The organism is Streptomyces sp. 17_S59 (genome assembly GCF_056930295.1).
In genome coordinates, this window is sequence record NZ_JBXOWD010000001.1 from 6,257,086 (window position 1) to 6,280,957 (window position 23,872).

25 protein-coding genes and 1 pseudogene are annotated in these 23,872 nt (G+C 69.7%); 18 read left to right on the plus strand and 8 right to left on the minus strand.

Going from position 1 to position 23,872, the window contains the following annotated elements; translation table 11 throughout:
- The first annotated feature begins 2 nt into the window (after nucleotides 1-2).
- The 3 genes from AC1Z4A_RS28280 (at nucleotide 3) to AC1Z4A_RS28290 (ending at nucleotide 2,419) form a co-directional block, all read left to right on the plus strand.
- Nucleotides 3-602 carry a TetR/AcrR family transcriptional regulator gene (locus AC1Z4A_RS28280; RefSeq protein ID WP_483682692.1) on the plus strand — a complete coding sequence of 200 codons (600 nt, stop codon included), beginning with the start codon at nucleotides 3-5 and terminating at the stop codon, nucleotides 600-602.
- Nucleotides 603-823: 221 nt separating this feature from the next.
- Nucleotides 824-1,408, plus strand: coding sequence for an NADPH-dependent FMN reductase (locus AC1Z4A_RS28285; RefSeq protein ID WP_483682693.1), 585 nt, complete (start codon nucleotides 824-826; stop codon nucleotides 1,406-1,408).
- Between the two features lie 183 nt (nucleotides 1,409-1,591).
- Complete coding sequence (locus tag AC1Z4A_RS28290) at nucleotides 1,592-2,419, plus strand: hypothetical protein (RefSeq protein WP_483682694.1); 828 nt, start codon at nucleotides 1,592-1,594, stop codon at nucleotides 2,417-2,419.
- Here AC1Z4A_RS28290 and AC1Z4A_RS28295 read toward each other — a convergent pair.
- A complete protein-coding gene (locus AC1Z4A_RS28295) occupies nucleotides 2,341-2,667 on the minus strand; it encodes a helix-turn-helix domain-containing protein (RefSeq protein ID WP_483682695.1) in 327 nt (108 codons plus the stop codon). The two genes, AC1Z4A_RS28290 and AC1Z4A_RS28295, sit on opposite strands and share 79 nt — an antisense overlap.
- 446 nt (nucleotides 2,668-3,113) lie before the next feature.
- Here AC1Z4A_RS28295 and AC1Z4A_RS28300 point away from each other — a divergent pair, with 446 nt between their 5' ends.
- From AC1Z4A_RS28300 to AC1Z4A_RS28310, 3 genes are all read left to right on the plus strand, one after another.
- Complete coding sequence (locus tag AC1Z4A_RS28300) at nucleotides 3,114-3,764, plus strand: DUF4360 domain-containing protein (protein WP_483682696.1); 651 nt, start codon at nucleotides 3,114-3,116, stop codon at nucleotides 3,762-3,764.
- A gap of 343 nt (nucleotides 3,765-4,107) precedes the next feature.
- Nucleotides 4,108-4,695: an ATP-binding protein gene (locus AC1Z4A_RS28305; protein ID WP_483682697.1), complete on the plus strand. Its 588-nt coding sequence runs from the start codon at nucleotides 4,108-4,110 to the stop codon at nucleotides 4,693-4,695.
- 195 nt (nucleotides 4,696-4,890) lie between these two features.
- Nucleotides 4,891-6,960: a SpoIIE family protein phosphatase gene (locus AC1Z4A_RS28310; RefSeq protein WP_483682698.1), complete on the plus strand. Its 2,070-nt coding sequence runs from the start codon at nucleotides 4,891-4,893 to the stop codon at nucleotides 6,958-6,960.
- Nucleotides 6,961-6,984: 24 nt separating this feature from the next.
- On the opposite strand, the gene AC1Z4A_RS28315 is transcribed toward AC1Z4A_RS28310, so the two are convergent.
- A complete protein-coding gene (locus AC1Z4A_RS28315) occupies nucleotides 6,985-7,302 on the minus strand; it encodes a CU044_2847 family protein (protein WP_483682699.1) in 318 nt (105 codons plus the stop codon).
- Nucleotides 7,303-7,398: 96 nt separating this feature from the next.
- Here AC1Z4A_RS28315 and AC1Z4A_RS28320 point away from each other — a divergent pair, with 96 nt between their 5' ends.
- From AC1Z4A_RS28320 to AC1Z4A_RS28345, 6 genes and pseudogenes are all read left to right on the plus strand, one after another.
- Complete coding sequence (locus AC1Z4A_RS28320) at nucleotides 7,399-8,067, plus strand: hypothetical protein (RefSeq protein WP_483682700.1); 669 nt, start codon at nucleotides 7,399-7,401, stop codon at nucleotides 8,065-8,067.
- A 25-nt stretch (nucleotides 8,068-8,092) separates the two neighbouring features.
- Entirely contained in the window at nucleotides 8,093-10,132 is a 2,040-nt protein-coding gene (locus AC1Z4A_RS28325) for a CHAT domain-containing WD40 repeat protein (protein WP_483682701.1), read from the plus strand.
- A 1,493-nt stretch (nucleotides 10,133-11,625) separates the two neighbouring features.
- Entirely contained in the window at nucleotides 11,626-11,985 is a 360-nt protein-coding gene (locus AC1Z4A_RS28330; RefSeq protein ID WP_483682702.1) for a DUF1036 domain-containing protein, read from the plus strand.
- 56 nt (nucleotides 11,986-12,041) lie between these two features.
- Nucleotides 12,042-12,237: pseudogene (locus tag AC1Z4A_RS28335) on the plus strand (serine hydrolase domain-containing protein); the annotation flags it as partial.
- A gap of 146 nt (nucleotides 12,238-12,383) precedes the next feature.
- Complete coding sequence (locus AC1Z4A_RS28340; protein WP_483682703.1) at nucleotides 12,384-12,818, plus strand: MarR family winged helix-turn-helix transcriptional regulator; 435 nt, start codon at nucleotides 12,384-12,386, stop codon at nucleotides 12,816-12,818.
- Complete coding sequence (locus tag AC1Z4A_RS28345; protein ID WP_483682704.1) at nucleotides 12,815-13,237, plus strand: hypothetical protein; 423 nt, start codon at nucleotides 12,815-12,817, stop codon at nucleotides 13,235-13,237. The genes AC1Z4A_RS28340 and AC1Z4A_RS28345 overlap by 4 nt, the downstream gene beginning before the upstream one ends.
- Nucleotides 13,238-13,320: 83 nt before the next feature.
- Here the strand turns inward: AC1Z4A_RS28345 and AC1Z4A_RS28350 are convergent, their stop codons facing one another.
- On the minus strand, nucleotides 13,321-14,235 hold the full coding sequence (locus AC1Z4A_RS28350) for a LysR family transcriptional regulator (protein WP_483682705.1): 915 nt from the start codon (nucleotides 14,233-14,235) through the stop codon (nucleotides 13,321-13,323).
- A gap of 96 nt (nucleotides 14,236-14,331) precedes the next feature.
- On the opposite strand from AC1Z4A_RS28350, the gene tdh reads away from it, so the two are divergent.
- Nucleotides 14,332-15,372, plus strand: a complete 1,041-nt coding sequence (gene tdh, locus AC1Z4A_RS28355; RefSeq protein WP_483682706.1) for an L-threonine 3-dehydrogenase — start codon at nucleotides 14,332-14,334, stop codon at nucleotides 15,370-15,372.
- Nucleotides 15,373-15,407: 35 nt separating this feature from the next.
- Nucleotides 15,408-16,598, plus strand: a complete 1,191-nt coding sequence (locus AC1Z4A_RS28360; protein WP_483682707.1) for a glycine C-acetyltransferase — start codon at nucleotides 15,408-15,410, stop codon at nucleotides 16,596-16,598.
- Between the two features lie 168 nt (nucleotides 16,599-16,766).
- Here AC1Z4A_RS28360 and AC1Z4A_RS28365 read toward each other — a convergent pair whose 3' ends face one another.
- Nucleotides 16,767-17,396: a TetR/AcrR family transcriptional regulator gene (locus AC1Z4A_RS28365; RefSeq protein WP_483682708.1), complete on the minus strand. Its 630-nt coding sequence runs from the start codon at nucleotides 17,394-17,396 to the stop codon at nucleotides 16,767-16,769.
- A 92-nt stretch (nucleotides 17,397-17,488) separates the two neighbouring features.
- On the opposite strand from AC1Z4A_RS28365, the gene AC1Z4A_RS28370 reads away from it, so the two are divergent.
- On the plus strand, nucleotides 17,489-17,902 hold the full coding sequence (locus AC1Z4A_RS28370) for a DUF4345 domain-containing protein (protein ID WP_483682709.1): 414 nt from the start codon (nucleotides 17,489-17,491) through the stop codon (nucleotides 17,900-17,902).
- Between the two features lie 190 nt (nucleotides 17,903-18,092).
- On the opposite strand, the gene AC1Z4A_RS28375 is transcribed toward AC1Z4A_RS28370, so the two are convergent.
- The 4 genes from AC1Z4A_RS28375 to AC1Z4A_RS28390 form a co-directional block, all read right to left on the minus strand.
- Entirely contained in the window at nucleotides 18,093-19,274 is a 1,182-nt protein-coding gene (locus AC1Z4A_RS28375) for an RNA polymerase sigma factor (RefSeq protein ID WP_483682710.1), read from the minus strand.
- A gap of 40 nt (nucleotides 19,275-19,314) precedes the next feature.
- On the minus strand, nucleotides 19,315-19,683 hold the full coding sequence (locus AC1Z4A_RS28380; protein ID WP_483682711.1) for a YciI family protein: 369 nt from the start codon (nucleotides 19,681-19,683) through the stop codon (nucleotides 19,315-19,317).
- Nucleotides 19,684-19,865: 182 nt separating this feature from the next.
- Nucleotides 19,866-20,276 (minus strand): hypothetical protein, encoded by a 411-nt coding sequence (locus AC1Z4A_RS28385; protein ID WP_483682712.1) that lies wholly within the window; start codon nucleotides 20,274-20,276, stop codon nucleotides 19,866-19,868.
- A 541-nt stretch (nucleotides 20,277-20,817) separates the two neighbouring features.
- Nucleotides 20,818-21,219 (minus strand): hypothetical protein, encoded by a 402-nt coding sequence (locus tag AC1Z4A_RS28390; RefSeq protein WP_483682713.1) that lies wholly within the window; start codon nucleotides 21,217-21,219, stop codon nucleotides 20,818-20,820.
- A 241-nt stretch (nucleotides 21,220-21,460) separates the two neighbouring features.
- Here AC1Z4A_RS28390 and AC1Z4A_RS28395 point away from each other — a divergent pair, with 241 nt between their 5' ends.
- From AC1Z4A_RS28395 to AC1Z4A_RS28405, 3 genes are all read left to right on the plus strand, one after another.
- Entirely contained in the window at nucleotides 21,461-21,814 is a 354-nt protein-coding gene (locus tag AC1Z4A_RS28395; protein ID WP_483682714.1) for a hypothetical protein, read from the plus strand.
- Nucleotides 21,815-22,048: 234 nt separating this feature from the next.
- Nucleotides 22,049-22,588, plus strand: a complete 540-nt coding sequence (locus tag AC1Z4A_RS28400) for an ArsR/SmtB family transcription factor (RefSeq protein WP_483682715.1) — start codon at nucleotides 22,049-22,051, stop codon at nucleotides 22,586-22,588.
- Nucleotides 22,585-23,871, plus strand: a complete 1,287-nt coding sequence (locus tag AC1Z4A_RS28405) for an MFS transporter (protein ID WP_483682716.1) — start codon at nucleotides 22,585-22,587, stop codon at nucleotides 23,869-23,871. Before AC1Z4A_RS28400 ends, AC1Z4A_RS28405 begins: the two co-directional genes overlap by 4 nt.
- Nucleotide 23,872: the final 1 nt, after the last annotated feature.

A 23,872-nucleotide genomic window follows, 5' to 3' on the forward strand; every position in this document is an offset into this window, starting at 1 on the left:
TCATGACAGAGCGAGCGGAGCGGGACCTCCGAGGCGGCGGCGCCCGGCGCAGGCTGAGCGCCCGGGACTGGGCGGACGCCGCCCTCGTCGCGATGGGCGAGGGCGGTCTCGCCGCCGTCGCGGTGGAGCCGCTCGCCGCCCGGCTGGGCACGACCAAGGGCAGCTTCTACTGGCACTTCGCCAACCGGGCGGCGCTCGTCGAGGCCGCCCTGGCCAGGTGGGAGGAGACCCGCACCGGGGACGTCATCGCCGCGCTGGAGTCCGAGCCCGACCCGCGCGAGCGGCTCCGCAGGCTGTTCACCGAGGCGACCGCCGCGGCGACCCGCGACCCGCTCGAGGTCTCCCTGCTGGCCACCTCGGCGCACCCCCAGGTCGCCGCGGCCCTGCGGCGGGTGACGGAGCGCCGTCTCGACTACCTCACCCGGCTCTTCGCCGAACTCGGCTTCTCCGCACAGGAGTCGCGCAGCCGCGCCCTCCTCGGCTACACCGCCTTCCTCGGCCACACCCAGCTGAGCCACGCCGTGCCGCAGGTGCTGCCGCCCGGTGCCGGAGAGGCCGCGCATGTGGACTCGGTGCTCGGCATGCTGCTGTGCCGCGACTGACGGGGCCGCTCGCCGAACGACTCTCGGATCGGTTCTCGGACGGCTCTCCCGGGTCGGTTCTCCCCGCAACTGTCCCGTCCTGAAACGGACTTGACGGTTCCGTTCCGCTCTCGTGCGAGTGCAGGAGACGTACCGATCCCGGGCGTACGATGCCGTTCGGATCAGAAGTGATCTTGGCTTGTACGGTTTTCGTCCGCTTGATTTCCCGGGAGTTCGTACCCATGACCACCACCACCCGTCCCCTCGGCGCCGACGGGATCCGCATCCTCGCGGTCTCCGGCAGCCTGCGCGCCGATTCCGTCAACTCCGCGATCCTGCGCGCCGCGGGCGCGCTGGCCGAGGACGGCGTCCGCCTGGAGCTGTGGGACGGCCTCGCCGCCGTCGAGCCCTTCAGCGAGGACGACGAGGCCGCGCCCGGCCCGGGCGTGCAGGCGCTGCGGTCGGCGCTGGAGGGGGCGGACGCCGTGCTGTTCGCCACCCCCGAATACAACTCCGCCATACCGGGTCAGCTGAAGAACGCCCTCGACTGGGCCTCCCGGCCGTACGGCAGTTCGCACCTGAACGGCAAGCCGGTGTCCGTCATCGGTGCCAGCCCGAGCGGCTTCGGCGCCAAGTGGGCACAGGCCGAACTCCGCAAGGTGCTGGGCGCCTGCGGCGCCCGGGTCGTGGGGGAGGAGCTGTGCGTGCCCAAGGCCCACACCGCCCTCGGCGAGGACGGCCTGCCCGGCGACGAGGAGCTGCGCACCGCCCTGGCCGGCCTCGTCCGCACCCTCGCCGAGGAGGCCCGCGCGGCCGACGCCGCGTGACCCCGCAGGCCGGGCTTCTTCTGACGCATGGCACGCATGGCGTGATTCATTCGTTCACGTGAGAGCTTGGCCCGATCGTGGCACGCCGTGATCGACCGGGTGGGATCATCGTCCGGTCGTCGCGGCGGGCTGTGCGCCAAGGCTGTCGAGCCGCCCCGCCTCCGCCTCCAGACGGGAGCAGAAGTGTCAGGGGTGCAGGCGTCCGTCCTCTCCGAGTGGGTGCTGCCCGCTGCCGTCTGCGCGCCCGTGACCTGGGTGGGCCTGGTCTTCCGGTTCCGTGAGGACGGGCGGCTGCTGGGGACCGTGCGGTCGGCCGCGCTGACCCTGTGCGTCGTGCTGTGGACGTCCGGGATGGCGGCCCTGGCGAGCGGGCTGCTGCTGCCGCACGCGTCGAGCGTGCCGCCCGCGGCCGTGGGTGCCGTCGCCGGCTCGGGGGTGATTCCCCGCAGCGTGTCCGAACAGGGCGGCGGGCGCGCCGCGCTGGCCGTGCTGACCCTCGGCAACTCCCTCCTGCTCCACCAGCTCGCGCTGCGGCTGCACACCGACCGGGCGGAGTGGTGCGAGCGGATGGCCGAAGGCTTCCCGGACTGCTGGGACCTGGGGGCCTTCGCGGAGGACGTCCGGTGGCACCTGCTGCTGCGCGTCGACGTGCCGGGTCGCACGGGGCGTGCGCGCACCCGCGTCAGGCGGGAGATCAACGAGCGTCACAAAGAGGTGCGGGCGGCGGCGCAGCGGTGGATCACGCTGGCAACGAAGGTGGAGAAGGCCTGTCAGCAGCAGGGCCGGCGGCCCCACCGGGAAGAAGTGCGGCTGGTCCGCAGGGCGTTCGGCGAGGCGGAGCAGTATCTGTGGCACCTGCTGGAGCTGGCGCATGCGTACGGCAAGCGGAGCGACGGCGGCAGGCTCCTGGAGCTGAAGGGCCGCCACCTGCCTCAGGGGAGCGCCGAGGGTACGGGCAGGGCGGACCCGGCTTCCGCGCGATACGGCTCGGGGCTCTCCGCGGAGTCGTAGAAGGTGATGTGCACGGTGGCGCCGAGCGATTCCGCGACGGAGGCCAGCGACCGCAGGGTGAGGTTCTCGCCGCCGGAGAGGATCTGACTGACGCGGCCGGGCGACACGCCCATGCAATCGGCCAAGTCCTTGCGCGTCATGCCCCGTTCGGCCAGCAGCCCCGCCAGGGAGGCCGTGGCCTGCCGGGCCAGCCCGGCTCCTGCCTGCCGCGCCGCCTCGTCACCGTCCGAGCCCTGTCGCCAGGCCATGTCTACCCCCACCGGAGTCCTGAGGTTCTCTGTGAAGAGCTTGAGTTTCGCTGCGAAGAGCATGCCACCTTTAGTCCTGCCTAAAAGCCGGGTTGGCGGCAAAGAGTTGGCCGGGTGGGCCGCCGTGCCCGGTGGATCGCCCGGTGACCAGCGCAGACGTGGTTGGCGGCCGTTTTCGGTCAGTTCCCGTGATGTCGCCCGTCCGGTGTCCGGGCTCGGAGTCTGGCCAACCCCCGACCCTCCCCCTACGATGCCATCGCTCCCAGTCCCCCAGGGGTGCAGGAGGGGCCCGTGAATTGGCATGCCCATGATCTAGATGGCCGTGATCGGAACGCTCACGGCCGGCACCGTGCGGGCCCGGCGCCCGCCCCTTCCGCTCAGGGGATGGGGAACCTCATGTCTTCCCCTCGGGCCCTCGCGGTCCGAAGACAACCGATTGGAGCGTCATGCCCGCCGGTCTCTTCACAGCAGGCGCGATCGCCGCGTTACTCGCAACGCCGCTCGCCACGCACAACGCGTCGGTGATCAGCAATCCGCCGCCGGACAAGATCGTGATCGAGGTCGCCACCGTCAACGGCTCGGGCTGCCCGGCCGGGACCGCCGCCGTCGCGGTCTCGCCCGACAACACGGCCTTCACCGTCACCTACTCCGACTACCTCGCCCAGGTCGGGGTCGGCTCCAAGCCCACCGACTTCCGCAAGAACTGCCAGCTCAGCCTGAACGTCCACGTGCCGCAGGGCTTCACCTACGCGATCGCCTCCGCCGACTACCGCGGCTACGCGAAGCTCGAGCCCGGCGCGTACGGCACCGAGAAGGCCTCGTACTACTTCCAGGGCTCGCCCGTGACCACACCGAGCAGCCACACCTTCCGGGGCAACTACGCCGACAACTGGCAGGCCACCGACGAGGTGCCGGTCGCCGCACTGGTCTGGGCACCCTGCGGTGAGCTGCGGAACTTCAACATCAACACCGAGCTGCGGGTCAACGCGGGCTCCTCCGACCCCTCCAGGACGACGAGCTTCATGACCATGGACTCGACGGACGGCAGCATCAACACGGTCTACCACCTCGCGTGGAAGGAATGCCCGGCGAAGTAGCCGGCAGCCGGCCGACCGACTCCGTCGCCCGCACCAGGGCGGCCGGTGGGGCCCGCCGACCCGGCGGGCCCCACCCAGGGGTGTCCGAGGCGCCCGTGTCCGGATTGTGTCGGCCTTCACACGGACTTTACCCCCCGGAAACCCGCCATCACCTGCGCATATCACGTTCCGCAGGGGAGCGGTGACCCGTTGGGTATAGACCTCTGGCGAAAACCGAGCGAATGTTGGGGAATCCGTCGCGAAGCCGGTCGGCCCGCACAGCGCCTTCGAGGACCGCACCGGCACCGGGAGACGAAGCCGTCGGCCGGTGTCCTTCGCGTTCCCTCGACCGTATCCAGAGCCCATGCCTGCATTCAGTCGCGACAGCTCGATCAGTCCGATGCCCATGGCCGAAGCCGCCACCAGCGCCTTCGAGCCCCTCCTCGATCGGACGGCCCACCGGCGACTCCCCGGCCGATGGGGCCGGGAGGTGCCCGCCTGCATGCACGTCCCGCCCGTCCCCTGGACGACCCGGCGACTGCCGCCGGGACCGCCGCCCTCCCGGGCCCTCTCCCTGCCCGCCGCGCCGCCCTCCGTCGCCGCCGCCCGCCGCTTCTCCAGGGAACTGCTGGCCGAGTGGGGGTTGGAGGAGCTGGCCGCGGACACCGCCCTGCTGCTCTCCGAACTGGTCACCAACGCCATCGTCCACGTGCCCGAGGGCTCCGGCGACGTCCGGCTCGTCCTCAGCCGCACCCCCGGCCACCTGGTCGCCCAGGTCACCGACGCCGGCGCCCGGCTGCCCCGGTGCGCGGCGGCCGGCGAGGACAGCGAGGGCGGGCGCGGCATGTGGCTCGTCGAGCAGCTCGCCGCCGAGTGGGGCCACCACTCCTCCGGCAACGGCAAGACCGTCTGGTTCTCCCTGCCACTCCCGTCGGGCACGCCCGCCGGGTGACCCGCACCCCGGGGGGCGCGCGGCCCCCGGGACGCTTCACACCCCCAGCCGCACGGCCGCCGCAGGCTGCGCGCCGACCGGCTTCGGGGGGAACATGGAAGGCGCTGCGGCGTCACCCACGAGGACACGACGAAGGGACCGGGAACCGGCACACCGGCACGAGGCCGCCGCACACCCCGAGCGGGAGGACCTCGAATGGGCACCAGCGATGCTTACCGGCCGGAGCCGGGCCGCGCCGGTGCGGCCGCGTACGAGCCCGGTGGCCTGCTCGACGTCCTCCGCGTGGCCGCCGCCGTGCTGGACGAGGACGGGCGGATCGTCCTCTGGAGCCCCCAGGCCGAGGAGCTGTTCGGCTGGCCCGCGTCCGAGGCCCTGGGCCGGTACGCCGCCCGGCTGCTGGTCGCGGAGGAGAACCGCGCCGAGGTCCTGGAGCTGTTCGCCAAGGTGATGAGCGGAGGCACCTGGGCCGGCACCTTCCCCGCCCTGCACCGGGACGGCACCACCCGCCTGCTGGAGTTCCGCAACATGCGGCTGGAGGACCGGGACGGCCGCGTCTACGCCCTGGGGATGGCCACCGACCGGGAGGTGCTGCGCGAGCTGGAGCGCGACCTCGCCCTCTCCCTGCGCCTGGTCGCCCAGTCCCCGATCGGCCTCGCCGTGCTGGACACGGAGCTGCGCTACGTCATGGTCAACCCGGCGCTGGAGCGCATCCACGGGCTGCCCGCCCGGGCATACATCGGCAAGACCCTGCGCGAGGCCGTTCCGTTCACGGACGTGGACGCGCTCGAGGCCGCCGCACGCCGGGTCCTGGCCACCGGCACCCCACTGGTGGACCAGTTCGTCGTGGGCCCCGTCGGCGACCCCGAGCTGGGCGAGCGGGCGCGCCTGTTCTCCTGCTACCGGCTGGAGGATCCGGCCGGGCGCACGCTGGGCCTGGCCTCCTCGGTCGTGGACGTCACCGACCGGCACCGCGCCGCAGTCGAGGCCCGGCGCAGGCTGGCCCTGATCGCCGACGCCTCCGTGCTGATCGGCACCACCCTGGACCTCGATCAGACCGCCCGGGAGCTGGCCCGGGTCGTGGTGCCCGACCTGGCCGACGTGGCCGCGGTCGACGTCCTCGACGCCGTCCTGAACGCCGGCACCGCCCCGTCCACCGGCCCCACCCGGCCGCAGGCCGTGTTCCGGGCCCTGGCCGTGGCCTCCGCCGACGCCGACGACGCGGTACGGGCCGCCGACCCGCCGGGGGAGATCGCCAAGTACGACTCCGATCGGCTCGTCGCCCAGTGCGTACGGACCGGCCGCCCCGTCCTGCTGCCCCACGTCACCCCCGGGGACCTGCCGCGCATCGCCCGCGACGAGACGGCCGCCGGGCTGCTGGGCCGGGCCGGGCTGCACTCGTACATGGCCGTCCCGCTGATCGCCCGCGGCGAGGTGCTCGGCGCCCTGGACCTCAAGCGCACCCACAACCGCACGCCGTTCAACGAGGACGACCTGGTCCTGGCCGGCGAGCTGGCGGCCCGCGCCGCCGTCTGCATCGACAACGCCCGCTGGTACCAGCGCGAGCGCGCGACCGCACTGACCCTCCAGCGCGACCTGCTGCCCCAGCAGCCGCAGAACCTGGTGGGCCTGGAGGTCGCCTACCGCTACCAGCCCGCGGGGGCGGCCGGCCAGGTCGGCGGCGACTGGTTCGACGTCATCCCGCAGGACGGCCCGCGCAGCGCCCTGGTCGTCGGGGACGTCATGGGCAGCGGCATCAACGCCGCCGCGGCCATGGGCCAGTTGCGCACCGCCGCCCGCACCCTCTCCGGCCTCGGCCTCGACCCCGCCGAGGTACTGCGCCACCTCGACCGCACCGCCAGCGGTCTGGACCAGTCGATCGCCACCTGCCTCTACGCCGTCTACGACCCCGACCGCGCCCACTGCAGCATCGCCAACGCCGGCCACCTACCGCCCGTCCTGCTCCGCCCCGGGGCCCGCCCTGCTCTGCTCGACCTGCCGACGGGCGCGCCCCTGGGCGTGGGCGGCGTGCCCTTCGAGAGCGTGGGCGTGCCGCTGACACCGGGGGACCAGCTGGTGCTCTACACCGACGGCCTGGTGGAGACGCGTGACGAGGCCATTGACGCCCGTCTGGAGGTGCTGGTCGAGCTGCTCGCCGGCCCGCGGGGTGACCTGGAGGCCACGTGCGACCTGCTGCTGAGGGAGCTGCGGGAGGACAACGACCAGGACGACGTCGCGCTGCTCATCGCGCGGGTTCGGAACGGTTAGTCGGGGGTCGGCACCCGGCTGTCGTCAAGGATTTCTGTTCCAGGTCAGACTGACCTTCAGATGGGCGGTGGCGCCCGCCGCCGTGATGATGGCCCCTACCTGGGCGCTCAGCTCGATGCCGAATTCCACGACCAGCGTGTCCGGCCGTTGCACAAAGTCCTCCACCTGGGTGGCCACGCTGCGGGCCACCGCTCGGACCGTACCCATCGCGGACTCGAAGGCGTGCTCCGAGCGCTCGATCGTCGCGGCCACCGAGGTGCCACGGGTGATGGGGGCGCCCTGTGTCTGCTCCTCGGAGAGCCTGACCAGCACGGTACCGCCGTCTTCTAGCGGGAACTCCATAGTAGTCATAGGCTATGACTTAGCACGATACGCCTTATATCGCCTGGTAGTTGAAATTCGCCCCAATATTGAACTTGGGCGCGAAGGGAGCTGACCATGCCACTCGCGATCAAGGTCGTACTCCTCGCTGTAGGCGTCCTCCTCCTGGTGCTTGCGCTCATAGGCAGTGGTATCTCGCGGCGTCTGATGACCATCCCGAAGATGCACAAAGGGGTGAGGGTGACTCTGGCAGTCCTGGGGGTGGCGCTGGCCGTCGTCGGTGGCTGGCAACTGGCGGTTTCTTCGCAGGGGCAGCACGAGTCGGCGGTTGCGAATCTGAAGAAGCATATGGCGTCCGGCCTGTCGAACTGCGTGGAGAGTAAGGACCTGCCGACGGGTGCGGTTGCGCAGATGAACTGCGGGACTGGGCAGGGTATGCCGAAACGCATCGAGTACACGCTGTTCCGCGACTACAACTCCATGCAGTCCTACTGGCAGAGCAAGGCCAATCCAGATGCCCTTCACCAGACCGGCCCCTGTCAGACCGTGGATGACTTCAGTAAAGGGACGAAATACGTGTACAACGCTCCAGGTCAGACAAGTGAAGCGGGCGACGGGGCATGCTACGCCGAGGATGGTGCCGGAGTTATAGCTCTCACGGACCGACGGCTGAATATCGCCGTGGTGGCAAAAGAGACCGATGCTGATCAAATCCCTAACTTCATCACCTGGGTCGACAGCAACGCGCTGACCAATCTCCCGACGTCTGCGGCGAGGCACCATTGATCGTGCGGGAAGAGAGAAGGGTGCCATGCCGGAGGGTTGCGACTTCGTCATCGAGATGAGCGAAGCGCTCGGTGGCTACAGCATCTCTGTATCGTCACCGTCCGGTGAGGACGGCGCCTTGGCCCAGCTGGACACCTATGAGCTGCTGGGAAAGCTTCCTGCCCTGCAGGCCGCGGTCCTCGGGTCCGCGGTACGTTCCCGGGGTGCGCCAACCGAACTGGAAGGCCCGGTTCGTGAGGTTGGTGACACCCTGTTCGACGCGGTTTTCCAGAACGCCATCAAGGCGCTGTACCTCTCCAGCAGACAGAAGGCAGCGGAGCAGGAGAAGACCCTGCGCCTCGTCCTCAGGGTGCGTTCTCCCGAACTCGCCGCACTGCCTTGGGAGCTTCTCCACAATGCCAAGCTTGGCGGCTACCTCTGTCTGTACCACCCGATCGTGCGGCATGTCGAAGTTCTGGAACCGGTTTCGCCGCTCCGCGTCGAGCCGCCGCTTCGCATCCTGGGAATGGTGGCTCTGCCCGGCTCGCTGGGGGCCCTTGACACCCAGGCCGAGCAGCAGAGTCTCACTGCCGCGCTCGGGCCGCTCATTGACGAAGGCATGGTGCAGCTCGACTGGGTGCCGGGGCAGACCAAACAAGACCTCCAGACCGCACTGTTGCGTGGCTGCAATATCCTCCACTTCATCGGGCATGGCAGGTTCGATGAACGCCGCTGTCAAGGAATGATCGTCTTCGCCGATGAACAGGGGCGAGAAGACCCGCTCCACGCGGAAGCGCTGGGTTCGCTCATCAGCATCGCCCGTCCGCGGCCACGTCTGGTAGTGCTCAACAGCTGCGAGACGGGAACGTCCCATGCTCAGGATCTCTTCTCCAGCGCCGCGGCGGAGTTGGAGCACACAGTGCCGGCGGTCGTGGCCATGCAATTCGCGGTGACCGACAAGGCGGCCGTACTGTTCTCGCGGTCCTTTTATCAGGCGCTCGCCTCCAACAAACCAGTCGATGAAGCGGTGCGTAACGGTCGTATCGCGCTGCGGGTGAACAAGGACGACAGCCTTGAGTGCTTCACTCCCGTGCTGTACCAGCGCAGTGGAGATGCGCGACTGTTCGACGTGGCCCCGGAAACCACCCAAAAGGAAGAGAAGGCAGAGGAGACAGAGGAGAGAACGGAAGTCACCGTCGACAGAAGAGTCGTGCCGCGACCTGAAATCACTACGGACCACTGGGTCGTGGCCATGGACATGCATCCCGAGGGACGCCTGCTCGCCACCGGATCCCGCAGAAAGGTGTGCGTCTGGGATGTCACCACCGGCCAGGTGGTCTGGCAACGGCACATCGGAGGCTGGAGCACCATGGTCAACGCGGTCGCCTTCAGCGCCGACGGCGGCAGACTGGCGACCGGCAGCACGGACAACTGCGCGCGCGTCTGGGACATGGCGACGGGCGACATCGTGCTGGAGCTGGGACACCGGCACTTTGTGAACGCCGTTGATTTCGATGCCGGCGGGCGGTATCTCGCCACCGGAAGCGCTGATGCGACAGTCTGTGTCTGGGAGCTTGAGACCGGAAACAAGGTGCTGACCGTGCAACATCCGCGAGCAGTCAAGGATGTGAAATTCAGTCCTGACGCACGGGCCCTGATCACCGGATGCGAAGACGGAATCGCACGCGTCTGGGGTGCCACCGCCGGCGAGCAGCGGCTGCAGATTCCCCACGAGGACTTCGTACTCGGTGTCGCCTTCTCCCCGGACGGACGGAAATTCGCGACCTGCAGCGAGGACCGAAGTGCCCAAGTATGGGACACCGTTGGCTGGACTCCACTGTTCCATGTCGAGCACAACCGCGGCCTGAGGGCGGTGGCATTCAGCCCCGACAGCAGCATGGTCGCCACGTGCAGCCAAGACGGTGCCGTATGCGTATGGAGAGCCGACACCGGCCGTTCGCTGCTGCAGCTCCGGCACCAACGCTCTGTGAACGCCCTGGCGTTTTACCCGGATGGCCGCTATCTCGCGAGCGCGGGCGAGGACAAGGTCGTGCGTAGTACACGACTTCCTGAAGCCCGTGACTGAAGCCGTCGTGACTTTGGCTGCCGTTGCGCACCCGTCCGGCCACCACGTCGGCCCGCCCCGATGATCCTCACTGGACCCGAGATCACCACAGCTGCTTTGGACGGACGATCACCCTCTTCGGCATCCTCGTCCTGCTCACTGCTTTTCCGCTGCATCGAGCCCTGACATCCGGTGGTGGCCCGTGTCAACAGCACCATGTGCGTGCTGTTCACCGGCGCTGTCGCGCTCGGCGCCGCAGCAGCCGGTGCTCTGGCCACAGCCGGTGGCGTCCGATGGGCCCTGGGAGCCTCGGCTGCGTTCCTGGCCTGTGTGCGGATCCCGATCGCGCTGTCGCCGGTCCGGCGAATGACCACACTCGGAACCAACCCGTAACACAGCCGCGTCGGGTGCGATCGCGGGGGCGATCCCAGAAGGTCAGGCATAAGCGTATGTTTGATTGGAGTATTCCGAGTAATCAGTCCCCCCGTTCAGCTCACCCAGAGGCAAAGACGCACCGCACCGAGCACAATTAACGGGGCGGCCTCCGTCCTTGCCCCGCACTGTAACCCACGCGACGCCGGGCTCCGTCAGAACGGATCGCAGCCTGCTTCGGTTGTGATGCCCAGCGCATACTGCCGACTTGGCGAAATCCAGGAATGTAGTCAAACGACCACAGTTTGAGCAAGTGTGGTCGACGACCCGAAAGGGACCTAGGAGAGCGGACGGTGAGACCTCCAGGTAGTCGGCCAACTCCTGGACCTCGGCATCACTCATCTGGCGAAGGGAAGCAGGATTCAAAGGAAGTCGCTCAAGTAGGTCAGGAGCAATTTCGTAGGTGCGAGTTCGATCGGGCCTGTCACGCAGAAGCTGTACAACCTCGTCGTAAGTGAGCTTCACGGACTGTCCCTTCCTGTGGTTACAGCGTCCCGTTTGCAATATCTGATGAAAGCGCGGCCATCGCCACACAGGAAGGGCATCCGGAGGAAGCCCCGGGGGTGATGCGGGTGGAGTGGAGGACCGGGGTGGCGTCGGGGATGTCCAGCGTGGTGCAGCAGATCTCCGTCGACGCGGTGGTCGTTGCCAAGCCCTGACGGTTGCCCGGCTGCCCCAGGTGCGTGCGGCTCGGGTGGGGCGCACGCTGGTGGAGTGGCGGCAGCGATCCGTGCGCACCTGCTCAACGTCAGGGGTGCGCGCTGGGTGACCGTACGCCGAGAGGACGGGGTAGTGGGACTGCTGTAAAGGAGGACCCGCTCTCCCCGGATATCCCCGACAGCCCTTTCTCGGAGACTCATCGTGGCGACGAACAAAGGCTCAGATCCGACAACCGCCACCGAGGCGGAGCTGCTGACCGGCGCGGCCCGTGCGGAGCTGCCCCATGTCAGTCCCAGCGAAAACTCCAGTGGAAGTGATCATCCCTCTGGCCATGTTGCGGCTCAACCGGGGAACTCCGATGACGCTGCCGGCCGCTCCCCACGGATCCAGCCGAGATCAGCACGTGGAGGCAAGGAGTAGCCATGCTCAAATTCACCAACAACTGCGGCGCCACGGTCTGGGTGATGATCCAGTGGTACGAACCCAACTGCGGCGGAGAGGGCCGGAGACCTTGGCAGAGCATGGGCTGGTGGAAAATTGACCCGGCCCAGTCCGCCGTCGTCTACGCCAACGACCTGGACGACGTCAACAACCGCTACTGGTACTTCTACGCGCACTCGGCGGACGGACAGTACTGGACAGGCCCCTTCGAAGGGCATGCCGCGGACTTCCCATTCGACTGGTGCCTCGACGAAACGACGTCCGAGACGTATAGCGTGAACTTGCGCGAGCTGGATGTCGATAGCAACGAGAAATACACTGTGAATCTCACCCGCAGCTGAATCCACGACCGGTCGTCACGGCCGCATGAGACAAGACCTACCGCCCAGATCGCCCGCCTGCACGCGGCCTGTTCTGGCACCCGGCACCCGGCACCCGGCACCGACCCCGGGGACCGCACGTACGTCCACTACGGCTTCACCGGCACCGGCATGTGGATCTCCCCCAAGCAGGGAACCTGGGCCGTTCTGCTGACCAACAAGCTATACTACACGCGCGACCGCGAGCCTCTTACCGAAGTCCGTAACGTCTTCGGCTGCGGGAGGACAACGACCAGGACGACGTCGCGCTGCTCATTGCAAAGGTCCGCAACGGCTAGGGTCTTTCGCTCGGCGGCCGCCGGTCGTTTGCAGCCCGATACTACGGAACCGTACTATCCGGAACCGTGAAGTCCGAATCCGTGAATTCTGAACCCGTTCCGCCGGAGCGCTCCGCGCTGCTCGCCCTGCAGCGCACGACCCATGCCACCCTCCAGCTGATCGCCGCCGAGCTTGTCGACCTCGATCTGACCGCCTCCGAGATCAACGCCCTCGCCAACCTCGCCGACGGACGCGGCCGTACTGTGTCCGAACTCGGCACCGCTGTCGGTACCCGGCCCACCACCCTGACCGGCGTGCTGGACCGCCTGGAGCGGCGCGGGCACATCACCCGCGGCGCCCGCGCCGGGGACCGGCGCTCCGTGCTGATCGAGCTGACGCCCACCGGCCGGCTGACCGCCGACACCATCCAGCGGACCCTGACCGACCTGGAGCAGCGCGCCCTGGGCGGTCTCTCCTCCGCCGAGGTGGCCGGCTTCCGCGCCGTCCTCCAGGCCCTGACCGAGGCGGCCACATGAGCGCGCCCGTGGCACACCCCGAAATGCCCTCCTCCTTCACGGAGTTGATGCGCGAGGCGATGGTGGGATCCGACCGCTTCGGCCACCGCCAGCACGTCCGGCTGACCTGGCTGGCAGTCCGCAGATACGGCACCGCCACGGCGGTGGACCTGGTCAGTGACGGCCTCCGGCGCACCGCCGCCGACGCCGGGGTGCCGGAGAAGTTCCACGTGACGATGAGCCGGGCCTGGGTCGAGCTGGTGGGGTATCACGCGGTTGACGAGGACGACTTCGAGGCCTTCACCGCGCGGCACCCGGAGCTGTTCGACAAGGGGCTGCTCAGCCGCTTCTACCACCCGCAGACGCTGGCCGGCGGTACGGCCAGGGTCGGCTGGGTCGAGCCCGATCTGACTCCCTTCCCCTGGCAGCCGACCGGTTAGCCTTCGGGCCGGAGCAAGCCGGAGCAAGCCGGAGCAAGCCGGAGGAACCCGGAGGAGGATGCCTGCGCCTCTGAGCCGGACGCTCAGCCGGTGAGCGCCGCCGCCCGGGCGCGCAGTTCGGTGAGGGCCAGGCGGAGCAGCGGGTGGCCCTCACCGCCCCGGCGTATTGCGGTGAACACCCGCCGCACGGGCACCGGGCCGTGCAGCGGGCGGATGGCCGGGGTGAGCGCGGGGCGGATGCCGTGCAGCGCCGAGCGCGGCACCACGGCGATACCCGCGCCGGCCGAGACCAGCGCGCAGACCGCGGAGAAGTCGTCGGAGAGGCATTCCACGCTCGGCTGGAAGGCCGCCTCCTCACAGGCGCGGAGCACCGCCTCGTGCACGGGGTTGCCGGGCCACGGAGTGATCCACGGGTCGTCCCGCAGGTCGGCCAGGCGCACTTCGGAGGCATGGGCGAGCCGGTGGCCGGGCGGGAGCACGGCGTCGAACGGCTCCTCGTACAGCGGGGCGAGCAGCAGCCGGGCACCGGCCGGGGCGAGGGAGTCCCGGTGTTCGACCGCCACGGCGATGTCGGCCTCGCCGTCGGTGAGCAGCCGTACCGCGGTGGGCCCCTCGGCGTCCTTCACCCGCACCCGCACCTGCGGGGCCCGGTCCCGGAGAGCGGCCACCGCCGGGGCGACCACCTCCGTGATGGAGGTGGCGAACGCGGCCACCGTGATCTCGCCCACGAGCCCGGTGGAGCAGCGGGCGAGGTCGGCTTCGGCCCGCTCGAGCTGGGCGGCGATCTGTGCGGCGTGCCCGGCGAGCACGGCCCCGGCCGGGGTGAGCCGGACGGTGCGGCCGCGCCGTTCGACGAGGGTGTGTCCGGTCTCGGCCTCGAGGGTGGCGAGCTGCTGGGAGACCGCGGAGGGCGACAGGTAGAGGGCGTGGGCGGCGGCCGTGACGGTGCCGTGGTCGGCGAGGGCGCGCAGCACGCGCAGGCGGCGAGGGTCGATCACGCGTTCCACTCTCTCAGATCGTGAAGGTGAGCTTCACAGCGAGAGTGAGAATATGTCGATGGACTTCACAGGCTCATGGCAGCACAGTGATCCCCCATGAGGGCATTGGTAAAGACCGCCGCCGCACCGGGGCTGGAGCTGATCGAGGTTCCCACCCCGGAGGCCGGCCCGGGCCAGGTGCTGATCAAGGTTCTGCGCACCGGTATCTGCGGGACCGATCTGCACATCGACACCTGGGACGACTGGGCCGCGCGCACCGTACGCGCACCCCTGGTGGTGGGGCACGAATTCGCCGGCGAGGTCGTCGCGACCGGGCCGGGCGTCTCCTCCGTGCGGGAGGGCGACATCGTCAGCGGCGAAGGCCACCTGGTCTGCGGCACCTGCCGCAACTGCATGGCCGGCCGCCGTCATCTGTGCATCCGCACCATCGGCCTGGGCGTCCACACCGACGGCGCGTTCGCCGAGTACGTGGTCCTGCCCGAGTCCAACGTCTGGGTCCACCGCCATGAGATCGACATCGACGTGGCCGCCATATTCGACCCGTTCGGCAACGCAGTCCACACCGCGCTCTCCTTCCCGGTGCTCGGCGAGGACGTACTGATCACTGGCGCGGGCCCGATCGGCATGATGGCCGCCGCCGTCGCCGAGCACGCCGGCGCCCGCTCCACCGTGATCACCGACGTCAGCCCCTACCGGCTGGCACTGGCGCAGAAGATGGGCGCGACCGTCGCCCTGGACGTCAGCAAGAACCGCATCGCCGACGTCATGCCCGAGCTCGGCATGACCGAGGGCTTCGACGTGGGCATGGAGATGTCCGGCCGCGCCGACGCCTTGCAGGACATGATCGCCACCATGTCCCCCGGCGGTCGCATCGCCGCCCTCGGTCTCCCCTCTGGCGAGGTCAGCATCGACATGGCCGTCCTGGTCACCCGCATGCTGACGCTGCGCGGCATCTACGGCCGCGAGATGTTCGAGACCTGGTACGCCATGTCGGTACTGCTCCGCAGCGGCCTGGACATCTCCCCGGTGATCACCCACCGTTTCGGCTTCGAGCAGTACGACCGGGCCTTCGCCACCGCCCGCTCCGGCCAGTGCGGCAAGGTCGTCCTCGACTGGACCCGGCCGTCCCTTCCCTGACCTCCGCCCGCACCATCACCACACGAGGAGTCCCCGTGTTCGACTCGATGCGCGAGCACCTGCGCACCGAACTCCAGCAGATCCGCGACGCCGGGCTCTACAAGTCCGAGCGCGTGATCACCAGCCCGCAGTCCGCCGCCATCCGGGTCGGCGGCGAGGCCGGCAGCGAGGTGCTCAACTTCTGCGCCAACAACTACCTCGACCTCGCCGACCACCCCGAGGTGATCGCCGCCGCCAAGCAGGCGCTGGACGAGTGGGGCTTCGGCATGGCCTCGGTGCGCTTCATCTGCGGCACCCAGGCCCCGCACAAGGAGCTGGAGCGGCGCATCTCCGGGTTCCTCGGCATGGAGGACACGATCCTCTACAGCTCCTGCTTCGACGCCAACGGCGGCGTCTTCGAGACGCTGCTGACCGCCGAGGACGCGGTGATCTCCGACGAGCTGAACCACGCCAGCATCATCGACGGCATCCGCCTGTCGAAGGCCGCCCGCTTCCGCTACCGCAACCGCGACATGGCGGATCTGGAGCGCTGCCTGAAGGAGGCGGCGGGCGCCCGCCACAAGCTCATCGTCACCGACGGCGTCTTCTCCATGGACGGCTACATCGCCCCCCTGGACGAGATCTGCGACCTGGCCGACCGCTACGGCGCCCTGGTCATGGTCGACGACTCGCACGCCGTCGGCTTCATCGGCGAGGAGGGGCGCGGCACCCCCGAGCTGTTCGGGGTGACCGAGCGGGTGGACATCATCACCGGCACCCTCGGCAAGGCGCTCGGCGGCGCCAGCGGCGGCTACGTCGCCGCCCGGGCGGAGATCGTCGAGCTGCTGCGCCAGCGCTCCCGCCCGTACCTGTTCTCCAACTCCCTCGCCCCGTCCATCGTCGGCGCCTCCCTGCGCGTGCTCGACCTGCTGGCCGAGTCCGGCGACCGGCGGGCCAGGCTGCGGGAGAACACCAAGCTCTTCCGGACCGAGATGACCGCGGCCGGCTTCGAGGTGCTGGCCGGCGAGCACCCCATCACCCCCGTGATGATCGGCGACGCGGCACTCGCCGGCCGCATGGCTGCGGCCCTGCTCGAGAAGGGCATCTACGTGATCGCCTTCTCCTACCCGGTGGTGCCGAAGGACAAGGCCCGCATCCGCGTCCAGCTGTCGGCCGCGCACAGCCGCGAGGACGTCCTGCGCACCGTGCGGGCGTTCCGCGAGGTCCGCGACGCGCTGGACGCCTGAGCCGGCACCGCCACCTGCTGCCGACCACGAGGCCGGCCCCGCCACCCCGGGGCCGGCCTCGCCATGCTCCCCGTCACGGGGCTGATGCCGCTCCTCGCGGCCCGCACCGGAGATGAAGTGGCCGCTCTGCGCAATGGCTGAGCTTCTACCGTTGCCCGTCGACGTGCACTAGGCGTCCGCGCCGGGCCGCTGCGGCGGCCACTCGTGGGTGGGGTCGTCGGCGAGCAACGGCCGCAGAGCGCCGAGAAGCGCGCCGATGCAGACGTCGCGGAGCTGGGTGCGGGTGCAGGTCTCGTGGGTGAGCCAGTCGATGCAGAGGACCTGAACGAAGACCAGCCAGCTCTTCAGGGTGGCGGACACTGCCTCGCGGGCGCTGCCGTCTGCGAGCGGAATGACGGCCAGCAGCCGCGTCCGGAGTGCGTCCAGCTCGTTCGTCGTGATCGACTGAGTCACCGGGTCGTCCGCGAGAGCCTGGCTCGCGGCGAGGACGGTGTTGCGGTTGGCCGCGAAGTATTCGAGGTGGACGTCCATACCCTGGATGAGCTGTTCCAGCAGGGAGTCGGCGGGGTCGAGCCGGGTTTCGGCGAGCAGTTTGTCCGCCGCCTGCTGGTGGACGGCCGTGAAGAGGGCGTGCTTGCTGGGGAAATGGCGGTAGAGCAGGGCTCGGGAGATGCCGGCCTCTTTGGCGACTTCCTCCATTAGCACGTCGTCGTACGGGCGTTCGGCGAAGAGCTGCGCTCCGACGGCGAGGAGCTGGGCGCGGCGGTCGGCGGGGGTGAGTCGCTGGCGGGGAGGCACGAACACAGGCTACTTGACATGTGTCTACTAGCGCACCCACTCTAGTAGACGAATGCCAACTAAAGCTCCATCGAGACGGGTTGGGAGGGGCCATGGCAAGGACTCTGCGGGCACTCGTGCAACTGATGGGCTGGGCCTGCGTGCTGATAGGCGTATCTCACGTGATACTCGGCAACGCGGCGATCCCCGGCGCAAGTTCCGCCGGCACGACGGTCGACAGCTGGGGCCGGTTCATGGGGGCCAGCTTCGCCGGCTACGGGCTGGCCTGGCTCTGGGCCGCTCGGCAGCGGCCCATCCCGGCTCAGGCGGTGCGGTGGCTGGCCGGCGTCCTTCTGCTGGGCGGCGTGGGACGGCTGCTCTCGCTCGCCATGCACGGCTGGCCGCATTGGTTCCAGATTCCACTGGCGGTGATCGAACTCGGCCTGCCGCCTGTTTTCTTCTGGCTGGCCGACGCAGAGGAACGAGTTCTGCGCAGCGACGCGGAGACCGTGCCCGCCGGGCGATGAACGGGCCTGCGCGGTGCCCAGCGCGCCGCCAACACCCACGTCGACCGCGTGCTCGCCGAGCCGGCGGAACACGCCGGGCTCGGCGTATCCCACACCCTGCCGCGGCCCCGGACCGAACACCCCACCGAGGCAAGAGGACTACCTCTGAACGGCTCGGCTTCGAGGACGTGGCGGGCCCGGGGCCCGGCGGTCACCGCGATGCCCTGCGCAGCAGGTACTCGCGCTCCGGCAGGCTCAACGTGAGCCGCGCGGCCCGCCGGTAGTGCTCGCGGGCCCGGTCGTGCTCACCGGCCAGGTCGAGCAGGTGCCCGCGCACCGCGTCCAGCCGGTAGTGGCCGGCGATCCGCTTGTCGCCGTCGAGCGTGGCGAGCAGGGCCAGCCCCTCGGCCGGGCCGTGCACCATCGCGGTCGCGATCGCGCGGTTCAGGGTGACCATGGGGTTAGGCGCGGTCCGGTCCAGGATCTTGTAGAGGATCAGTACCTCGGCCCAGTCCGTCTCCTCGGTGGACGGCGCCTCGTCGTGGATCGCGGCGATCGCGGCCTGCAACAGGTACGGCCCGGCGGGCCCCCTGGGCAGAGCGCCGGAGACCAGCGCGACGCCCTCCTCGATCCGCGCGCGGTCCCAGCGGCTGCGATCCTGCTCGGCGAGCGGCACCAGCACGCCGTCCACACTGCGCGTCTCCCGCCGGGCGTCGGTGAGCAGCATCAGCGCGAGCAGCCCGGCGACCTCGCCGTCGTCCGGCAGCAGCCGGTGCACTTCGCGGGCGAGCCGGACGGCCTCCGCGGCCAGCTCGACCCGTTGCAGGTCGGGCCCGGAGGTGGCGGTGTAGCCCTCGTTGAAGATCAGATACAGCACCTGCAGCACCGCCGGCAGCCGCTCGGGACCGTCCGGGAAACCGGCGCCCCTGATCGTCTGCTTCGCCCGGCTGATCCGCTGCGCCATGGTGGCCTCCGGCACCAGGAACGCGTGCGCGATCTGGGCCGTGGTGAGGCCGCCGACCGCCCGGAGCGTCAGCGCCACCTGCGAGGGCGCCGACAGCTTCGGGTGGCAGCACAGGAACAGTAGGCGCAGGGTGTCGTCGACGTGCCGGGACGGATCGTCGTCCGACAACGGCTCCATGCCGACGGCCAGTTCGCGCTCGCGGCGGGCCGCCTCGCTGCGCCAGTGGTCGGTCAGCCTGCGCCCGGCGACCGTGACCAGCCAGCCCGCGGGCCTGCCCGGCACCCCCTGCTCCGGCCACTGCACCGACGCCGCGAGCAGCGCCTCCTGGACGGCGTCCTCGCAGGCCTCGAACTGCCCGTGTCTGCGGACGAGCGTGCCGAGGACCTGCGGCGCCAGGCTGCGCAGCAGGTCCTCGATCTCACGGCTCACGGACGACCGTTCACGGGGCGATCGCCCACGGGACGACCGCTCACAGATCGGCCCCGCACGAGAACATCACCGGGCGGATCTCGACCGACAGGCCCTTGATCCGGGTGTCGGGGATGAGCTTGGCGATCTCGATCGCGCGCTCCTTGCTCGCGCAGTCGATGAGGTAGAAGCCGCCCATGAACTCCTTGGCCTCGATGAAAGGCCCGTCGGTGACGGCGGGCGTGCCGCCGGTGCCGGTGACGACGGTCGAGTTCGCCGGGTCGGCGAGCGCCTGGGTGAGGATGAATTCCCCCGAGTCCTGGACGGTCTTCATGAACTCGCCGTGCCCGTCCATGACGAGCTTCCGCTCGTCCTCCGAGAGGGCGTCCAGGATCTCCTGGTTGACCTGCATGATCAGGAGGTACTTCATGTGCTTGCCTGCTCCTTGTGCCGGGTTCCGCCGCGGGGGCGGCTCGACAGGGAGTCGGAGCCGACCGGCGCGTTTCGACATCCCCGGTGAACAAATCTAGCCGTGGCACGAGCTTCGACAGCGCCGTGTTGCCGGTCTTCCTTCGGCACCGGTGCTGTCGAAGCAAGCATGCGCGGGTGCAGTCAGAGCCCCAGTGCCGGCGAGAGGTCGGTGCGGCGGTCGGTGAGGTCTTGCTGGGCCGACCAGGCGTATCCGGTGTACTGCGACCACCAGATGAAGTTGTCGCCGGTCCCGCGCCAGGCCATGAGGAGTTGGCCGTTCGTGCCGCGCGCGAGGGCGGGGGCCGCGTCGGTGCGGCGGTCCGTGAGCGCCTGCTGGGGGGTCCAGGAGGCGCCGTCGAACTGTGACCACCAGATGAGGTTGTCCGGACCGGTCCCCCGCCAGGCCATCACGGTCCTGTCGGCGGATCGAAGGGTTGGGGCGCTGCTCGCCGCATGGGACGCCTGTGGCTGGATCACCGGCGCCACCAGGCCGGCGAACAACAAGACGGCTACGGACAGGAGGTAGCCCGTACGTCCGAGGGTCAATGACATGGGTCTTCGAGGTAAGCGGAACATCCGTTCTCCCCGGGATGCGTGGAAGCGATCACTCTGGAGCGATGACGGCTTCACCATGTACCAGGAGGAGGGAAGGCGGTAATCCCCATTTCCGGGGGTTGACACCGCGGTACGGGCGGGAGACGCGGGATCCCGCCAGGCTCAGGGAAAGGGCGCCACCGTCGGGGCGGAGACGCGGTCCGGGACGCCGCCGCCCGTCTCGGTCCTGGCCCGCCCTGGCCCGCACGCCCTGGTCAGCAGCGGGATACGGCGAGCCGGACTGAGACAGTCTCAACGAGAAGGGGCACCCGGAACCATCTGGGCGTTCCTTGTGACCTGCACTGACGTGCGTCTGGCGGAGGCTGTGGGATGTGAACCCGTGGTGACATCGCTGCCACGACGGTTTTCAAGACCGTTCCCTTAGGCCGCTCGGGCAACTCTCCCCGCACCGTCCCACCTGGAACGATGCCGGGCCAGAATACCGGCTGGGCTGTTCGAGAGGGGACCGTGGGCCACAGATGGGCCACAAGCCCCAAGATCAGCTGGCCACACCTAGCGCATCCGCGAGCTGATCCAAGCCGGGAGTATCGCTGGGAAGCCTCCGGTACAGGGCCAGGGCCCTCGTGTGGGTGAGCCCAGTCCGATACGAAGCGGGCAGGCCACCGTACGCCCGGATGGCAATGTGTGCCGCTTCGGCTCGGTCGCCGTCGTGGGCCCGGCAGGCCGCCTGATCGATGGCGATCAGGGCTCGGGTCATGTGCGACGGCGTGCGCGACAGTTCAAGCGCCCGCGCCTGGGTCTCGTAGGCCCGGTCGGTCTCCCCGAGCAAGGTCAGGGCCTGGCTCATGTGGACGTGGTGCTTCTGCATCGGGTAGCCGAACCAGGTGTCGGCATGCTGCTGGGGCGTGAGCCGCTCTGCAAGAGCTTCGACGTCGGCCACCGCGTGAAGGGCCTTCTCCGTGTGGCCGCCGCTGGCGTAGGCCCGCGAAGCAACGGCTGAGGCCAGCGCAGCCGCGGCACTGCTTGTCTCCCGCCAGATGCCGGGCTTGTTCAGCCAGTTGCGCGGCCGCCTGCGGGGCACCGTAGTTGAGGGGCACCATCGCTTCGCGGCCCAGCACCCAGGCGTGCAGGAGGTTGTCTCCGGACTGCACTGCGGCCCGGCCGGCCGTGCGGAACCATCGATGGGCTTCGCGATCCTGGCCGAGATCATGCAGGACAATCGCGACCATGCCCGCCATCTGGCCGGTCACGTAGCACAGCGTGGCTCGGCCCTTGACTGTCTGCGGGCGTGCCAGAAGCGCCCTCAGCCCGCCGAAGTCCTCGGCGACGTTCGACAGCACGTCGGCCGGTGCCTGGCCGTGGTACCCGTATCCGTACCGCTCGGCGGTGCTTTCCCAGAAGCCGAGATCGGACGACGTGTGGTCGGCGGCCAGGGCGAACACGGCGCCGACATCACGGCGAGGGCGGTCGGCCAGGCCGGCGGATCTTATGAGCCGGGCGACGCGGCGGCGGCCGCAGACGGTGCCCGGGGGTGAGTAGTTGAGGTACAGGAAGTACCGCTGAGACGGATCAGGTTTCTTGACGACTCAAGGACTCGGACGGTGCGGCTGAGCTTCCCCAACAGGCGGAGCGAAGGCGCCCGTGTGCGGGGTGAGCGAGGTCGAGAAGGAGAGTGCAGGAGCGAAGGCCTCACGCGCTGGACAGCCGATTCCGGAAGCCCGAACAAAACTCCCTTGCCAAACGGTCAAGAAGTGTTGACCATTGGGCGCATGCCTACCGATGATCTTCCCGAGACGTTCCACGTCACCACTGACGAGCAGCTACGCGCCGTCTCCAATCTCACGCGTCACCGGATCATGGCCGTGCTCCGCTTCGAGCCCGCGACGATCACGCAGATCGCCGAGCGAGTGGGCCTTGCGAAGGGGAGTTCCAGCTACCACGTACGGCTGCTGGAGCGGGCCGGCCTGGTGAAGGTGGTGCGAACGCGGAAGGTCCGGGGGGTCACCGAGCGGTACTACGCAATGGCCGCGCGGGCGATCGTGCTGCCGGATCCGGGCGAGGGAGGCCCGGATGTGCTGATGCGGCATGCGGTGGCGGACCTGGAGGCAGCGCCGGTGGAGGGTGAGCGGCACGTGCGGATGGCGCATCTGCGGCTCACCGGGGAGCAGTTCGCGGAGCTGGGGGCGCGGCTGCAGGCGCTGGCGGACGAGTACCGGGAGCTGTCCGATCCGTCGCTGCCGGACGCGTCGCTCGTCTTCGCACTGTTCCACCCGGCATCGCGCGAGCAGGCCGAAGGGGCCGCCAAGTGACCTCAGACGTTCGGAAGCTGCCGACCGGGTTCGGACGGCTGTGGACTGCGCAGACGGTGTCCTCGCTCGGTGACGGGGTGTCGCATGCCGCGTTGCCGCTGCTCGCGTTGACGTTGACGCGGGATCCGATGGCGCTCGCCGTCGTCACGGCCGCCGGAACGCTGCCGTGGCTGCTCTTCGGGGTGCTCGGCGGTGCGCTGGTGGACCGCTGGGACCGTCGGCGCACGATGTGGGTCACGGACGCGGCGCGTGCGGTGCTGCTCGCGATACCGGCGGCAGCGGCCGCGCTCGACATGCTGAGCATTCCACTGTTTGCGGCCGTCGCCTTCCTCCTCGGCCTCGGCGGGCTCTTCTTCGACACGGCCGCCACGGCCTATCTGCCGGATCTGCTCGGCCGCGACCCCGCGCTCCTGGAGCGCGCCAACTCCCGCCTGCGCGGCACCCAGACCGCCGCGTCCGGCTTCGCCGGGCCGCCCGCGGGCAGTGCCCTGCTCGCGCTCGGGCGGGCGGTTCCGCTGCTCGCCGACGCGGTCTCGTTCGCGCTCTCCGCGCTGCTCGTACGGTCGCTGCCTGCTGTACCCCGGCCCGTACCGCAGGCCCGTGAGTCGCTGCTGCGGCAGGCGCGGGCCGGCGCCTCGTACGTCTTCCGGGACCGGTTGCTGCTCGGGCTCGCGCTGCGTCCGGCGGTCGGGAACGTCGCCTTCCTCGCCGTGGAGACCGTACTCGCCCTCTTCGCGCACGATCGTCTCGGCATCGACACCTTCGGCTTCGGCCTGCTCCTCACGGCGGAGGCCACCGGCGGTCTGCTCGGCGCGGGCATCGCCTCCTTCCTCGGCCGGCGACTCGGCACCGGCACTGCGCTGACCTGCACGGCCGCAGTCGAGGGACTCGCCATCCTGGGCCTTGCCGCCGCCCCGAACCCGTACGTCGCCGGCCTCGCGCTCGCCGTCTGCGGCGCGGGCATGGGCGCCACGATGGTGCTCGGCCCCTCCCTCCGACAGGCGATCGTCCCCGCCGACCTGATGGGCCGGGTCGCCTCCACCTCCCGCATGCTCGCCATGTGCGCCGCCCCGTTCGGGGCCTTCCTCGGCGGCTGGCTGGCCGCCACCTACGACGTACGCACCCCGCTCTACACCGCCGCCGGCCTCCTCCTCACCATGACCACCGTCACCGCGACCATGACCAGCAACCGCCGGGTTGAGGCGGCGCTGCGTGCCGCCGCCCCGGCCGGTGATCCGGATCACCCGGAATCCCGGGATCCCGTTCAGGAGGGTGCCATTTAGG